Raw genomic sequence first — 15280 nt, forward strand, 5'->3', positions numbered from 1 at the left:
AAGCATTTCATTTTCTAGCTATAAATATAAATGGGCATCCTATCAAAGTAAAACGGGGGGTGAATCCACTGAAAGAATCCTATCCAAGCTTTAAAGAAATACAAGACCTCCAACATAAATTACAGAAGATGCTTACAGACTACTGGCTTCATCACGATTTATTTACTTTTCAATGGTGGTTGCTTTTATGTATCTGGATTGTTCCCTGGATAATATGGTGGAGGTATGTACAACGAAAGAGAATCAAGGAAATTTTATTGTTTGGGTCTCTGTTAATGCTGCTAGTTGGATTTTTGGATGATATAGGTGTTAATTGTAACCTTTGGTCTTACCCATACAAGTTAACTTCCGTAGTACCTAAACTGGTTGCAATTGATTATGGAATTATCATCATTGCACATATGTCTGTGTATCAACATTTCAAAAGATGGAAATCGTTTTTGATTGCCAATGTTATTATGGCAACTATTTTTTCCTTTATATGTGAACCTATAACAGTTTGGCTGAAGATTTACAGGCTGGACAATTGGGAGTATGCTTACTCTTTACCAATCTATGTAGCAAAAGCTGCATTAGTAAAATGGATTGTAGATGTAGTTTTAACTAGAAAAATGAAACAGTAAACTATCACTAATATATGTATCATAAAACCCTTGTTTCAATGTTATTATGATGTTCTGAATTCACCTTAAAAAATCCCTTGTCAATTGAAAAAGGAGAATATCTCCTAATAAGTATGATTGTAAGCTATCTTTATCTAACAGGAAGTTGAATATGAAAGGTAGTTCCTTTTCCAATCGTACTGTGAACGGAGATATTTCCTCCGTGTTTATGTATAGTTGTAAACACTTGAGTTAGACCCAGACCTGTCCCTTCGCTTTTAGTAGAAAAAAATGGTGTTCCCAGCATTTTCACTTTATCTTCAGGGATTCCTACTCCTGTATCACTCACTTTTATATGAATCCATTCATTTTGATAGTAATGTTCAATTTTAATTTTTCCTGTGTCCTGAATAGCCTCAATCGCGTTCTTTATTAGATTAAAAAATGCTTTTAGAAATAAGTTTCTTTTTCCAATTATTTTTCTCTCCGAATCCCTTAAATCCATTTCTAGTTTCACGTTATAAAGTCTTTCTTGGAATAAAAACAATAGAGACTCTAACTCCTGACATAGATCAATTGGAACAAGCGATTCCTCATGCAAATCAGGTTTGGATACCTGTAACAGATTTTGGAGAGTCGCCAACGCTTTTTCTAATTCAGATTCCATCCAATTGTAAAATGCAAGTTTTATTTCACCCTTCCCCACTACACTATGTAAACATTATTCCGCTTGCGTTATAATGCTTCGGTCGAAGAACAGACTATCATTTTTGCATAAACTCTTAGTGCAATACGCTGTTTATCTCGGAAAAAATTACAACAAATAGGAAACTCTTCCTATTTCAAATTCACAAAACTGTAAAAACATTGGGTTATTTTACCGTTATGTTATTTTCATACTGCAATGACTTTATACCACTTAGTCAAAACAAAAGACCTTCTATATCATTCAATGTTGAAGTCAATAACAGGTGTAATTTCTTACATGACCGTTAAGCCCTACACTATCTAATACCACACGAAACTGACTGTTTTGACACTTCTGCGAAAGTTTTTTTTCGAGCGGTGGAGCATACTATCGGTGGAGGTGATAAACATGGGAAACAATCAAGATCCGCATGTAAAAAAGAAAAAGCACGCTGATGGTCAGTATCAGGAGCAAACTGCTGTTGTAAATACAGAAGGTTATTTCGCTCCTAAGAATTCCAATACCGAAGCTCTTAATGCTGTAAAAAAACAATAAAAAAACTGAGCACGGGAAAATCACCCGTGCTCAGTTTTTTTATTCCAGCACATCCACAATTCGATATCCTACCTTTTAAAATTGAAATCCGAATTACTCCAACAATAAACAAGTATATCTAAATAATCTAGAACAAACATTATAACTGTTGTAAATTAAAAGGAGGTGGCTATAATGAATGCACAACGAGCGCAAGAAATCTCTTCTTCACCAATCATGGCTAATGTAACCTGTAATGGAGAACGCATCTACATTGAACATGTAGATGCACAAAACGGAACAGCTACAATCCATTGCCTTGATAACCCAAATAATAAACAAAGTGTTCCCGTATCCAACTTGATAGAACATTAATTTTCAAAGGATTTTCTCACTTTTAGTTAAACACCACTCTAGAGGTGGTGTTTAACTAAAATATCTTTTGAGCAACCAAACTATATAAGCCACCTAATCCAAACCTCTCGTCTCCTGCTCATTCTCTCTAAAGAGGATAAGGATTATTTTATCATTTTCTTGTATGTATAGGTTTCAAGCAACTTCAAAGCATGTTGTACCTGTTGCTTGGAGTGCTTTCTTTGTCTACCTTCCCTACCTTGCACGCTCGGCAGTCAAGAAGAACTGTTCTATGAATTTTACTGTCTATTCTAATAAACGTGCCAAAAACGCCCACAGAAGCGTTCGACAGCTACATCAAAAAACAACAAAAAAGGCTGGTATACATCGGACAGTTCTAGTTATGACTAACCATGAACATCCTTGACATACCAACCTTTTCTCTTATAAAGCGTCCCAGGAGAGATTCGAACTCCCGACCGACGGCTTAGAAGGCCGTTGCTCTATCCTGCTGAGCTACTGGGACATATAAAATTATTGGAGCGGGTGATGGGAATCGAACCCACGCTATCAGCTTGGAAGGCTGAAGTTCTACCATTAAACTACACCCGCACTTAGTATTAAGTGCTGTCGTCCTATCGACAATTCTTATTATATTCACATTCAAAGTGAAAGTCAACACCTTTTCAGGTGGTTAGAGAATTTTTTTCTCTAACCAAGCTGAAAAGTTTGCTGCGCAGCAAGTCTTCCACTCAAATCATAAAAAGCAACAGAAGCATCATGACCTTCCACTTCTACAATTACATATGTTTTTTCTCTGCGCAAGCGCGGCAGTAATATGCTTCCCGGATTGATGAGAAGAACGCCGTCTACAACTTCTGCACCCATAATATGCGAGTGTCCGAAGCACGCGAGATGCGCTCCAGCTTCTTTTGCCCGGTACAGCAGGTTTTGCATTGTAGCCTTTACATTGTACAAATGACCGTGTGTGACAAAGAAGCGAATACCTTGTACATCCTGTATGATTTCATTCGGATACGAACTGCCGAAATCACAATTTCCATTTACGACCTGATAACCGTGCAGTTCTGTCTGCTGCGGCGAAAGCTCAGAATCACCGCAATGAATCATGATATCTACCGTATTCTCGTACTTTTGCTTCAATTCTTGCAATTCCCCAGTTAAACCATGACTATCACTTACAATTAAAGCCTTCATTCTTCTCCCCCATTACAAATCATCAAAATCGTCGGACTTCTCTCCTAAAAACCACACCGGAATTTTTTGCTCAAGTTTGCGAAGCGCACGACCACGGTGGCTTACTTTATTTTTTTCTTCGGGAGATAATTCTGCCATCGATCGTTTAAACTCTTCTACGTAAAAAATAGGATCGTAGCCGAATCCTTTGTCACCGCGCTTTTGCTCTAGGATTTTCCCTTCGCATGTCCCATTTACAATCACTGTTTTTTTGTCTTCTTCTGGAAACGCAACGGCAAGGGCACAGTAAAAACGGGCTGTCCGCTTTTCTTCCTGGACATTCTTCAATCCTTGCAGCACCTTCTGCATGTTTGCTTCATCATTCTTATCTTCACCCGCATAACGCGCAGAGCGAACACCCGGCTTACCATTTAAGGCGTCCACGATGAGACCAGAGTCGTCGGCAATTACAATTTGTTGGATTTGCTTGCTTAAGGCTTCTGCTTTAATAATAGCATTCTCTTCAAATGTATCGCCTGTCTCCTCTGCCTCTTCAACATCCGCGTAATCATAGAGAGATTTCACCTCTAGATCAAATTTCTCAAATAATCGTTCGAATTCACGAACCTTACCTGCATTTTTTGTTGCTATGACCACTTGCTTCATATTCGCCCCAACCTTTACCCAATTTTTTGTGCAATTTCACCTAACGCTTCTTTTTGCAGCTCAATTAGCTGTTGAATACCGAATTCTGCCGTTTCTAAAAGCTGATGCAACTCTTCTTTGCTGAATGTCGCTTCCTCACCTGTTCCTTGCAATTCCACGAACTGTCCTTTCCCTGTCATTACAATGTTCATATCAACCTGTGCCTTGGAATCCTCGGCATAATTTAAATCAAGCACAACCCCCGCATCCTCTATCATTCCTACAGATGTTGCGGCTAGGTAATCCTTAACAGGAACAGCTGGGAGCTTTCCTATTTCAACAAGCTTTTGAAATGCCAGCACCATCGCGACAAATGCTCCTGTAATAGAAGCGGTTCTTGTGCCGCCGTCCGCTTGAATGACATCACAATCAATCCATACCGTCTTCTCCCCAAGCGTATCCAAGTCCACAACTGCTCGAAGTGCGCGGCCGATCAAACGCTGAATTTCCATTGTGCGTCCTGATACCTTGCCTTTACTGGATTCGCGAATCGTGCGCTGTTCTGTCGCGCGAGGCAGCATCGCATACTCTGCCGTAATCCAACCCTTCCCTTTTCCCCTCATAAAAGGCGGAACACGATCATCAATACTTGCTGTACAAATTACCTTTGTATCCCCAACTTCAATGAGGACAGAGCCCTCAGCATGCTTTATGTAATGCGTTTGCATATGTATAGGGCGCAATTCATCCTTTTGGCGTCCATCCACTCTCATAAAAATACCTCCTTGCCATCCTACTCTATCTGTAGTATAGCCTATTTACACTTATGTATGATAAAGAAAACTCGCCGACTGGCGAGCCCTGCTCCCGGGCGAAGACAGAGGCGTAGTTGCACTTATACTGTATTCCTAAAATTTCTCCTTACGTCGAATGATCTCCCAGCTAGAAATTTATACGTTCTTACAGTGTAAAGAAAACTCGCCGACTGACAAGCCCTGCCTTTGGGCGAAGACAGAGGCGTAATTGCACTTATACTGTATTCTTAAAATTTCCGACTACGTCGAATGACTTTCAGCTGAAAATTTATAGTTTTCTACAGTGAAAAAGAAGAAGGAGAGTCACTCTCTCCTTCTTCACAAGTATATCAAATTCTATTCCTTAAAAACTACCTGTATTCACATTTTGTGGTCGTGTCACCGGCTTTGTCAGCTTCTGCCCTTGTTCATTTGCAATATCAGACTTGCCATTCACCTCGATAGATACACTGTCAATGCCTTTTTGTTCAGTTAACGATAGCACAAGTGAATTTAGTACGTATGTCGAAATAATATTTTTATCTGGGCTGCCATAAATATTCTCATTAAAATTCAACGTGACTTTGCCGCCTTCATACTTTGGCTCCCCTAGCAGCTTTACATCAGGATTCAAGTCGCTTGAAAGCATAGACTCCGGAGATGGTCCCTTAACCAATTCCTTAACAACCGCTGTTAGCTCATTCTTCTCACTGTTTGCGATGCGGCGTGTAACCGGAACATAATAATATGTTTGCTTATTTGTTTGTGCTAGGAAATAGAGTGTCACCGGTTTCGTATTCGTAACATCCGCTACCTGCTCATCATCAAAGTTGATGCCGTCTGCACGGCTCACGCCATTGCCAATTGGTGTTTTATTCACTGGCATCGCCGTAAGATCTTTTCCATTTATCCGAAACTTCACCTGCTTCACTTCTTTGAATTGTGTCAGCGTCCATGTAACAGCTTCTACAATACGACGTTCCTCGTCCTTTTTATAATTTTTAAACTCCTCAGAGAAATCAGCTATTGCTACACCATCTTTTACATCTACACCGTTAATTTCTGTATCAGCTGGCAGCACTGCCTTAAATCCGTTAGGCAGCATTCCTGTGACAGGACCCTCCTTGACTAAATATTGCAGCGCTTGTTTGATAACAGCATTATCCTGCGGAGTAGGAATTGCCAACGTTTGCGGAACAACATAGCCGTTTTTATCTACTAAATAAAGCTCTCGATTGACCGCTTGTTTCTTTTCCCCTTGTTTAGCTGTTGGCTCTGTTTTCGTGCTTGCTCCTTCTTGATCCTTATATGTTACTTCCTTTGGCGGGTCAATTTGTTCCGTTGATGCTTTGTTTCCACCTATCCCACAGCCTGCCAGTACAGCAGTGCATACAATGGTGCACACAACCCATTTTCGCATGCCATTCCCCTCCTCATACGGTTTGTACTATATGTATACGAGCCCTTTTTTCGTTTAGACCAGAAGCTCTGAAATTTCTTGTCCACATAAAAATCCGGCTGGACGTTTATGTTTGCAAAGGGAATTTTATACTTTCCTACAGAAAAAAACACACGGTGCTCAGTAAAGCTTACCGTGTGTCACTATAGAAGCCGTTTTTCTTTTCGAATTAGTCTCTTGAAGAACTTTCCCTATTCTCCTAGGGATATATGGTGGACATTTTCAATCGGTTGTCCGAACCAGCTGGATGCAATTTCTTTAAATTTCTCTGTTGGGCCAGTTGTTAAAAATAGATGATCCGCCTGTTCATCCTCTTGATGTAATAAACCGCTGTGATACAAAATGGTACTCACTTCTCGGGCAGTTTCATCCCCAGAACTGATTAGCTGAACATCATTTCCCATGACTCGTTGAATCACAGGCCCAAGGATTGGATAATGCGTACATCCAAGAATTAACGTATCAATATTCGTATTCCTTAGCGGCTCAAGTGTGCATTCAACAATTTCCAGTGCCTCTTCTTCTCCAAACATTCCATTTTCCACTAAGGGAACGAACGGTGGACAAGCGAGACTTTCTACTGTAACACCATTATGGATTGCATACAACGCATGCTCGTATGCCCTGCTCTCAATGGTCCCTACCGTACCAATAACACCTACGTTATGATTTTCAGTCACCTTCAGCGCTGTACGCGCTCCTGGATGAATTACACCGATAACCGGAATAGACAGCTCTGCCTGCATTTCTTCGAGCACAACAGACGTTGCTGTATTACATGCGATAACAAGCATTTTAATATCATACGCTAGCAGGTAGTTGGTTAACTCCCAAGTAAATTTCCGTACCTCCCCGCGCGGACGCGGACCGTATGGACATCTTGCCGTATCTCCTAAATAAATGATGCGCTCCTTCGGCAGCTGACGGATGATTTCTCTCGCTACCGTTAGTCCGCCAACACCGGAATCGATAACACCGATTGCTCTATTCAAAAAATCGCCCCATTTTCTATCTGTATACTGTTGTCAGCAGGTATAATCCTCCCCCTGGCAAACCATTGTCTATTTTCCGCTGTTTCCAATAAAATTGCAAGGCTTTATGTACAGAGAAAAACCGGCCTTCCTGTGGCGGAAAGAAAGCCGGTCGGTTCCTATAATTCCAGCTCCCCCATGCGGAGAAGCTCTACAACTGCTTGAGAGCGCCCCTTCACTCCAAGCTTTTGCATAGCATTTGAAATATGATTGCGGACAGTTTTTTCACTGATGAACAGCTCTCCTGCAATCTCCTTTGTTGTCTTATCTTGAACGAGCAACTCGAATACCTCTCGTTCCCGCTTAGTAAGTAATGGTTTGGATACAAAGTCTTTTTCCGTCAAGTCCTATAACCCTCCTTGCTTAAACAGCACTCCACATGTTTGGGATGGGTATCTATTTAGTCATAGCATTGTATGAGATGAGTGCTTGCAACGTGCATGAAAAAAGAGGTTTTTTCTAAAGCGGTTACGAAAAAATTCTTTTGATGATGAAGAAGCTTATACGCTTTCTTTATTCGACATTGATTGTAATCACGAAATACTTTTTATCTTGAACTAACCGATATAAATCCTTGTAAAGCTTGCTGGGCACACACCAGCACTTCGATAAAGAAAACTCGCCGATTGGCGAGCCCCACTTATACTATATTCCTAAAATTTCTCGCTACATCGAATAGGCTTCCTGCTAGAAGTTTATACTTTCCTACAGTGTTAAAAAATAAATTGCACCAAAATCATGTAAACAATAGTACCTCCTGATATAGATAGGAACATGTTTTTCTTCCAGAAGTGAAGAAATGCAACCACCGTTACTGCAATCAGTTCAGGAGTGCCGTGGTTGCCGGATAATAAACTCACATCCTTAAAACAATATATTACCAAAAGCCCTAACACTGCTGAAGGCAACACTTTGCCGAGATACTGAACATACTTCGGTGTGGGCTTACCGGATGGGAAAACAGCAAATGGAAGAAACCTTGTAAGCATAGTGCCTAAAACAACCATAGCAATTGTGATAACCTGCTGTGCTATACCCATAGTTATACAGTGACCTCTACTTTCTCCAATGTCTTTCTAAGAGCGGTAAGCGTCCCCAGAATCGTAAGCATAGCGGGGATGATAAACTTGTTCCCACCAAAAATAATCAGGCAAACAGCCGAAAGCCCAAGCCCTACAAGAGCACTTACATGTTTTTTTTCTTTCATCCATTGTTCAATGAAAATGACAACAAAGAGAGCAGTCATAACAAAATCGAGACCTTCTGTGTTGAATTGTACAAAAGAACCAAAAGTACCACCCAGTGTTGCTCCTATAACCCAATAGGAGTGATTGAGCAGTGTCACGAAGAACATAAACCAGTTCTTGTCCACATCCTTTGGAGCAGCAACGGTACAATTGATTGCAAAAGATTCATCACACAGTCCATAAATCAAGTAAAGCTTTTTCTTTCCGGTTCCTCTATACTTATCCAGCATAGAAATCCCATAAAACAAATGACGCGCATTCACCATTAAAGTTAGCAAAAGGGCATTAATCGGATTAAATGCAATAAGCAATAAATGAGCCGCGACAAACTCCATTGAACCTGCAAATATTGTTAAACTCATCAGGATTGGGTAAATTGCACCGAAGCCTAATGACTTCATATAGATCCCATAAGCGACTCCCAAAAATACAAATCCTGCAAAAATAGGCAATGTGTGCGGAAGAGCGGCACGAAATGCGCTTATAATTTGATTTCTTTTGTTCATATGATTCACATCCTCAACTACTAACTGTGTTCCATACAAATTTAGCACACGAAATCCATACAATAAATAAGAGAATTGTATGGATTACAATTATGATGGTATCATGGTATAAAACACGATAATAGAGGTGCAGTATGCCTGTAAATTCATTTGATAACTATCCAATGTCCTGGAAGCCTGATAAGAAAGCGTTAAAGCGTCCTTTTTATGAATCTATTGCATCGCTACTGGAGCGGGATATTATAAACGGATTTTTAGCACCAGGGACAAAACTGCCTCCACAACGAGAACTGGCAGATTTTCTTGACTTAAACTTTACCACTATCACCCGTGCCTACAAACTATGCGAGATCAAGGGATTAATTTATGCAGTCACCGGAAGCGGGACCTTTGTTGCCCCTAATGCCGCCCGTTCTATTACCATTTCAACGGATACAATCAAAAACTGTATTGATCTTGGTTTTGTTGCCTCTTTTGAGCAGACCAATAGCATTGTAGCAGAGACTATGCCAAAAGTTATGGATAAAAGTTATTTGGCACAGCTACTAAATTACAATGACCCGACCGGGATTCCACATCAAAAAACAGCAGGACTAAACTGGATGAACTCTTTCGGTATTCAGGCAGACCAAGAGCATATGGCAATCGTTTCCGGTGCCCAAAATGCATTGGCGATTACATTGACTGCGTTATTTGAGCCTGGCAATCGTATTGCAACCGACTTATACACGTATTCAAACTTTATTGAGTTAGCAAAAATGTTTCATATTCAGCTAGTACCCATTCCCGGAGACCAGTTTGGGATGCTGCCGGACGAACTAGAAAAACAGTGTTCCCAAATAAACATTCATGGCATTTTCCTAATGCCCTCTTGCTGCAATCCTACCACCGTTATGATGTCAGATTTTCGAAAGCTGGAATTAGCGGCTGTCATCCGTAAGCATCGTTTAATTTTGATTGAGGATGATATCCATGCATTTCTGACGGCAGGTATTATCCCCGATTATCAGCAACCCATGTTCAATTTACTTCCAGAACAAAGTGTTTATATTTGCGGCACCTCTAAGTCCATCTGTTCTGGATTAAGAGTGGCCTATATGGTCTATGGGGATGCATTGCGTGAGAAAATTTTGCAGGCTATTTTTAACATCAATGTAAAAACCTCCTCCTTAGATGCGGAGATTATCACAGAGAGTATCTTATCAGGAAAAGCTCATGAAATTGTTTCTCAAAAGCAACAGCTTGCACAGTCTGCAAATGATATGTATTTAGAATATTTCCCGCTTAACAAGCCTGTTGGGCATCCCCTTAGTTTCTATCGTTGGCTTCCCATTGAAGGGCATAATGATGCCTTAAAATTGGAAATGGATTTAAAAAGGAGCGGTATTCGAGTTTTTCATTCTGAACGTTTTCTCAGTGGGCAGACCACACCTGATAAGTATTTGCGTATTTCGCTTTCTTCTACAAGCTCATTAGATGAGTTGAAAATGGGATTAGAAATCCTAAAACAGTATCTCGGTTAATTCGGGATAAGCAAAAATCCAATCTTTAAGCCTTGTAAAAAGTTGATTGCTAACATTACTGAACCTGATTTTATCAAAGGATAAAGTTTTTATAATTCGATGCAGAAACGGTGACACTATGGCAGAAAGGAGCTGATACAAGTGGCAAACAAACAACAGGATGATTTACAAACACAAAGCAGCAATATCTCAGACAAGCAGTATGATCCTACGGACTACAAAAAAAATGATAGCTTATCTCAATCGTTCGCTGTTACGCATGAACAAGTAAGTGATACGTACACAGAAGGAACTGTTGATGGAGCTATAGAGAATGTGGCAGGGAAGGATGTTAAGCTTGAGAGAAAAGGCTATGACCTCAAAAAAATGTAGGTTGTATAAGAAGGAGACAAAAGTGCGCCCTTGAGTAGACAATGATTTGTACTTATGTTTCCCGCGTACTTGCCGCACATTATCAAAGGTTGCAGATAAAACTATACACGAATTAGGAGGGATTACAATGTTTCGACGAAATGGAATGGGAACTTTCTCTACTTTAACAGCTGTTGGAATTGGGATTGGAATTGGCGTAGCTGCGTCCCGCATGATGAGAAACGGCGGTATCCAGTTAACAGATATGATGTCCATGAACAAACAAAATCAGTCACAGCACAGAAACAATCAAAGTCAACAATAATAGCAGATAAGCTCACCCCTTTCGTAAAAGGGGTGAGCTTATTCATTCCCGCCACTACCGCAACAACAGCTAACACGCTTCCCCTCAACGTTACGGTATCCATTCGCTGTTTCCTTAGCCATAACTATTATGCTGGTTTTCTTGTCAAATTTAATTGGCACCTAGTTAAGGAATTGTATTTGTAAAAAAACTCGCCGATTGGCAAGCCCTGCCTTTGGGCGAAGACAGAGACGCAGCCCTACTTATACTGTATTCCTAAAATTTCCGATTACGTCGAATTGACTTCTAGCTGGAAATTTATACTTTCTTACAGTGTAAAATAATGAATGATTTCCCATTATTTGTTTATCCTATAGCTTGGGTGATGAAATATGCTGTTAAAACTTCGAGAACACCGCGCTGTTTTACTGGCATGCGTGATAATTGCTCTGTTTCTTCTCCCTCTATACGCACTGGGAGAGAATGCGCATATTCGTATGCACGATAATTTAGATTCTAATATCGCTTGGTACAAGGTGCTCCGGGAAAGCGGACAGCTTTTTGGGGCAATTGATGCAACCATTCCCCAGGTTATCAATGGGCTGCCACGCAATTCATTTGGAACAGAATTTAGCCTTCTCGTTTGGCTTCATATGCTGTTCCCTTCGATGATTGCTTATGCGATTAGTCAAACAATTGTCCGCTTCGTGGCTTTTTTTGGAATGTATTATCTGCTTCAGGATCATATTATTCCTCAAAGGGAAACGAGCTGGATTTCTGTTGGGGCTGCCTTGGCCTTTTCCTTAACTCCTTTTTGGCCATCCGGCATGTTAAGTACGTTGGGGCACCCGCTTGCTCTATGGGCATTTTTGCATATTCGCCGTCACACAGCCTCTTGGAAGCACTGGCTGGTCATCCTTCTATTGCCGCTGTATTCAAGCTTCGTGTTAGGCTTTTTCTTTTTTCTCGCTGCAATGGGAGTGCTATGGTTGGTTGACGTACTGCGAACTCGACGCATCAATCCTGTATTTGCGGCAAGTATCGTTACGATGACAGCTTTATATTTACTTATTGACTATCGACTTGTCTACTCTCTTTTATTCCCGCAGGGGCCGACAAGCCGAAATGAGTTTGTCTCGTCTATCCTCCCATTTTGGAAAACCATTCGGCTCGTGGGAAAGAACTTCGCAATTGGGCATACACACGTACTAACTGTTCACACATACGTTCTTCTCCCGCTTCAGCTGTTTACACTTGTTATATTGGTTTTTCAGCGCAAAAAGGATATGCTTAAGCGCAGCTTTTTAGGTTGGTTTGCTCTTAACATTTGTTTATCCGTTTGGTATGCCTTTTGGTTTTATGTTGGCTGGCAGCCTCTCAAGGAACGTTTTGCATTTCTGAACACTTTCAACTTTGCACGCTTCCACTTTTTGCGGCCGCTTGTCTTATATGTCCTGTTCGCCCTTTCTCTCGCATTTCTTTGGCAGCTTGGAAAGAGATGGAGGAGCCTTGTAAAGCTGGCTGTTATCGCACAATGTCTTATCTTATTTTATTGTAACGAAGAGTGGTATTACAGACGCGTACATGCTCCGTCCTTCAAGGAGTTCTATGCAGTTTCCCTATTCGAGAATATCGCGGATTATATCGGGAAGCCAAAACAGAACTATCGCGTTGCAACCATTGGGCTTCACCCAGCTATTGCACAATATAATGGCTTTTACACATTAGATACATACAATAACTTTTATCCGCTATCCTATAAGCGGCAATTCCGAAAAATCATTGCAGCTGAGCTCAAGAAAAATAAACGTTTAAAACGGTATTTTGATCATTGGGGCGGACGCTGCTACCTATTCTCTGCCGAACTTGGAAAATGGTATGACTATCGGAAAACATCCAAGAAAAAAATTCGTCATCTGCAGTTAAACACAGCGGCCTTTTCCTCATTAGGGGGACGCTATATTTTCTCAGCTGTTCCGATTCAAAACGCAGCTTCCAATCATCTTCGTTTCAAACGATCCTTTGAACATCCAGAAGCTCTTTGGCGCATTTATCTATATGAAGTGGAAACACAAGGAGAGTGACATCATGACAGAACCTATTTTAACAATTGTGGTACCTTGTTATAACGAAGAGAAAGTAATGAAAGAAACCATTGGACAGCTTTCAGTTGTACTGGCAAAGCTAATCCGAGAGGAGCTTATCCACGCAAGGAGCAAGCTTCTATTTGTAGATGATGGAAGCAAGGATGCGACATGGAATCTTATAGAGGAAGTTAGCAGGATAAATCCATTTTTAACGGGTATTAAGCTAGCGCGCAACGTCGGTCATCAACGTGCGCTCCTTGCCGGCATTTTATTGGCAAGGGAATATTCTGACTGCGTCATTTCCATTGATGCTGATTTACAAGACGATATTGCCGTTATTCGCGATTTTATTCTAAAATATCAAGAAGGCAATGATATTGTATATGGTGTACGAAGCAAACGGGATACAGATACATTTTTTAAGAGAACAAGCGCTGTTTGGTTTTACCGCTTCTTACATAAGGCAGGCGTGAATATTGTACATAATCATGCCGATTATCGCTTGCTTAGCAAACGTGCCCTTGATGAACTAAGCCTGTATGAAGAGCGCAATATATTTTTGCGCGGCATTATTCCGCTTCTTGGCTTCCGTTCCACTTTTGTTACATATGAGAGAAAAGCACGTTTTGCGGGCGAATCGAAGTATCCGTTAAAAAAAATGCTGTCATTTGCCTTTGATGGCATTACATCCTTTAGCATAACGCCAATTCGCTGGATTACGATTATCGGAATGTGCGTCTTCTTGCTAAGCCTGGTTTGCGGGGTCTATGCGCTCGGTCAGCGTTTCCTTGGTTTTACAACGCCAGGATGGACATCCATCGTCATTTCAATCTGGTTATTAGGCGGTATTCAACTTATGAGCATCGGATTAATTGGAGAGTATATCGGAAAAATGTATGTAGAGGTGAAACAACGACCTCGTTACACAATTGAGACTGATCTGTACTCTAGACAAATTCAAACACAGGACTGGTCCGTATCCTCCTCTCAAGAGGAACAAGAAAAAACATCCTGAATCTCTTCATAAGAAAAACGGACACAGGCAGCAAAACACCCCACACAAAGGGAAGATGATTTTCCGTTGTGTGGGGTTGTACTAAAAACAGAAACTAGACAATGTCCCAAACCGAAATTCCTCGCTTCATCAAATCTTTTTCTTCTACTTATATAGGGTGGTAGAGGAACTATTTTTCAGAGAATGAAGAGAGGTCTTTTATATGAATTATCTCTCAAGCAATTTCACTTTCCATTCGTCAGACCACGGCAAACCTTTTCCTGTTGTTCTCGAAACCTGCACAATAGTCCCTCTTGCTGCAAGACAGATTTCTCCGGCTTCATTTTTCACCATATAATGCAAGTCAGCAGAAGAGGTTCCCACAGACTGTATCTTTACATACACCCGTAGCTGTTCATCAAAATACACCTGCTTCAAATAATCGCATTGCTGGTTTGCCACAACAATCATTGCTTCCGTCTTTTTATCCATCCACTTTTGCATAAAACCAAGCTCCTTAAAAAATTCAATCCGTGCCTCTTCAAAGTATGTAAATGGAGCTTTATTATTAAGGTGACCAAACATATCCGTTTCTGAAAAACGAACTTTTACCGGTATAAAAAAGCTAAATTCCTTTTCCCATTCCAGAGCATTTTCAACATATGATATGTGTTTCATTCCAGCGCCCCCTAATCATTTCACAAGGTGAAGCATTATATAAGAAACCTTTTTTACTGCTTGCAGCTAGAGCATCTTGCATTGTAAGAAAGTATAAATTTCTAGCTAGAAATCAATTCGATGTAGTGAGAAATTTTAGGAATACAGTATAAGCGCAACTACGCCTCTGTCTTCGCCCAAAGGCAGGGCTCGCCACTCGGCGAGTTTTCTTTACACTGTAAGAAAGTATAAATTTCTAGCTAGAAGTCAATTCGACGTGGTGAGAAATTTTAGGAATACAGTATAA

At 40.6% G+C, this 15280-nt stretch carries 18 protein-coding genes and 2 tRNA genes; 8 read left to right on the forward strand and 12 right to left on the reverse strand.

Translation table 11 applies throughout. The annotated features are described in order from the left end of the window. Window positions 1–59: 59 nt before the first annotated feature. Window positions 60–623: a CBO0543 family protein gene (locus AAHB12_RS06085; protein ID WP_342044655.1), complete on the forward strand. Its 564-nt coding sequence runs from the start codon at window positions 60–62 to the stop codon at window positions 621–623. A gap of 130 nt (window positions 624–753) precedes the next feature. Here AAHB12_RS06085 and AAHB12_RS06090 read toward each other — a convergent pair whose 3' ends face one another. After that, a complete protein-coding gene (locus AAHB12_RS06090; RefSeq protein ID WP_342044656.1) occupies window positions 754–1149 on the reverse strand; it encodes a sensor histidine kinase in 396 nt (131 codons plus the stop codon). Between the two features lie 549 nt (window positions 1150–1698). Between AAHB12_RS06090 and AAHB12_RS06095 the strand changes: the two genes are divergently transcribed. Next, entirely contained in the window at window positions 1699–1845 is a 147-nt protein-coding gene (locus AAHB12_RS06095) for a hypothetical protein (RefSeq protein WP_165350736.1), read from the forward strand. A gap of 174 nt (window positions 1846–2019) precedes the next feature. Then, window positions 2020–2199, forward strand: a complete 180-nt coding sequence (locus AAHB12_RS06100; protein WP_342044657.1) for a small acid-soluble spore protein H — start codon at window positions 2020–2022, stop codon at window positions 2197–2199. Window positions 2200–2630: 431 nt separating this feature from the next. Here the strand turns inward: AAHB12_RS06100 and AAHB12_RS06105 are convergent. The 10 genes from AAHB12_RS06105 to azlC all read right to left on the reverse strand — a co-directional run bounded on the left by AAHB12_RS06105 (window position 2631) and on the right by azlC (window position 9057). Continuing rightward, window positions 2631–2704: transfer RNA gene (locus AAHB12_RS06105), tRNA-Arg, on the reverse strand. Window positions 2705–2716: 12 nt separating this feature from the next. Further along, window positions 2717–2790, reverse strand: a tRNA-Gly gene (locus tag AAHB12_RS06110). A 99-nt stretch (window positions 2791–2889) separates the two neighbouring features. Further along, window positions 2890–3396 carry a metallophosphoesterase gene (locus tag AAHB12_RS06115; protein WP_342044658.1) on the reverse strand — a complete coding sequence of 169 codons (507 nt, stop codon included), beginning with the start codon at window positions 3394–3396 and terminating at the stop codon, window positions 2890–2892. A 12-nt stretch (window positions 3397–3408) separates the two neighbouring features. Then, window positions 3409–4041 (reverse strand): XTP/dITP diphosphatase, encoded by a 633-nt coding sequence (locus tag AAHB12_RS06120; protein WP_129727738.1) that lies wholly within the window; start codon window positions 4039–4041, stop codon window positions 3409–3411. Window positions 4042–4055: 14 nt separating this feature from the next. Beyond that, a complete protein-coding gene (rph, locus tag AAHB12_RS06125) occupies window positions 4056–4793 on the reverse strand; it encodes a ribonuclease PH (RefSeq protein WP_129727739.1) in 738 nt (245 codons plus the stop codon). A 385-nt stretch (window positions 4794–5178) separates the two neighbouring features. Next, entirely contained in the window at window positions 5179–6234 is a 1056-nt protein-coding gene (locus tag AAHB12_RS06130; protein ID WP_342044659.1) for a GerMN domain-containing protein, read from the reverse strand. A gap of 230 nt (window positions 6235–6464) precedes the next feature. Continuing rightward, on the reverse strand, window positions 6465–7265 hold the full coding sequence (gene racE / locus AAHB12_RS06135) for a glutamate racemase (protein ID WP_129727741.1): 801 nt from the start codon (window positions 7263–7265) through the stop codon (window positions 6465–6467). A 158-nt stretch (window positions 7266–7423) separates the two neighbouring features. Beyond that, window positions 7424–7648 (reverse strand): spore germination transcription factor GerE, encoded by a 225-nt coding sequence (gerE, locus tag AAHB12_RS06140; protein WP_129727742.1) that lies wholly within the window; start codon window positions 7646–7648, stop codon window positions 7424–7426. Between the two features lie 369 nt (window positions 7649–8017). Next, on the reverse strand, window positions 8018–8350 hold the full coding sequence (locus AAHB12_RS06145; protein WP_342044729.1) for a branched-chain amino acid transporter permease: 333 nt from the start codon (window positions 8348–8350) through the stop codon (window positions 8018–8020). Beyond that, window positions 8347–9057 (reverse strand): azaleucine resistance protein AzlC, encoded by a 711-nt coding sequence (gene azlC / locus AAHB12_RS06150; RefSeq protein WP_342044660.1) that lies wholly within the window; start codon window positions 9055–9057, stop codon window positions 8347–8349. Before azlC ends, AAHB12_RS06145 begins: the two co-directional genes overlap by 4 nt. 134 nt (window positions 9058–9191) lie before the next feature. Between azlC and AAHB12_RS06155 the strand changes: the two genes are divergently transcribed. The 5 genes from AAHB12_RS06155 to AAHB12_RS06175 all read left to right on the forward strand — a co-directional run bounded on the left by AAHB12_RS06155 (window position 9192) and on the right by AAHB12_RS06175 (window position 14337). Then, window positions 9192–10580 (forward strand): aminotransferase-like domain-containing protein, encoded by a 1389-nt coding sequence (locus AAHB12_RS06155; protein WP_342044661.1) that lies wholly within the window; start codon window positions 9192–9194, stop codon window positions 10578–10580. 141 nt (window positions 10581–10721) lie between these two features. After that, window positions 10722–10952 (forward strand): YozQ family protein, encoded by a 231-nt coding sequence (locus AAHB12_RS06160; RefSeq protein WP_129727743.1) that lies wholly within the window; start codon window positions 10722–10724, stop codon window positions 10950–10952. Window positions 10953–11079: 127 nt separating this feature from the next. After that, window positions 11080–11256 (forward strand): hypothetical protein, encoded by a 177-nt coding sequence (locus tag AAHB12_RS06165; protein WP_165350737.1) that lies wholly within the window; start codon window positions 11080–11082, stop codon window positions 11254–11256. A gap of 371 nt (window positions 11257–11627) precedes the next feature. Next, the gene (locus tag AAHB12_RS06170) at window positions 11628–13319 is read left to right on the forward strand and encodes a DUF6044 family protein (RefSeq protein ID WP_342044662.1); all 1692 of its coding nucleotides are present in this window, start codon (window positions 11628–11630) and stop codon (window positions 13317–13319) included. 4 nt (window positions 13320–13323) lie between these two features. Then, window positions 13324–14337, forward strand: coding sequence for a glycosyltransferase family 2 protein (locus AAHB12_RS06175; RefSeq protein ID WP_342044663.1), 1014 nt, complete (start codon window positions 13324–13326; stop codon window positions 14335–14337). Window positions 14338–14544: 207 nt separating this feature from the next. Here the strand turns inward: AAHB12_RS06175 and AAHB12_RS06180 are convergent, their stop codons facing one another. Continuing rightward, window positions 14545–14994, reverse strand: a complete 450-nt coding sequence (locus AAHB12_RS06180; protein WP_342044664.1) for an acyl-CoA thioesterase — start codon at window positions 14992–14994, stop codon at window positions 14545–14547. Window positions 14995–15280: the final 286 nt, after the last annotated feature.

The sequence above is a fragment of the Bacillus sp. OTU530 genome (genome assembly GCF_038440375.1).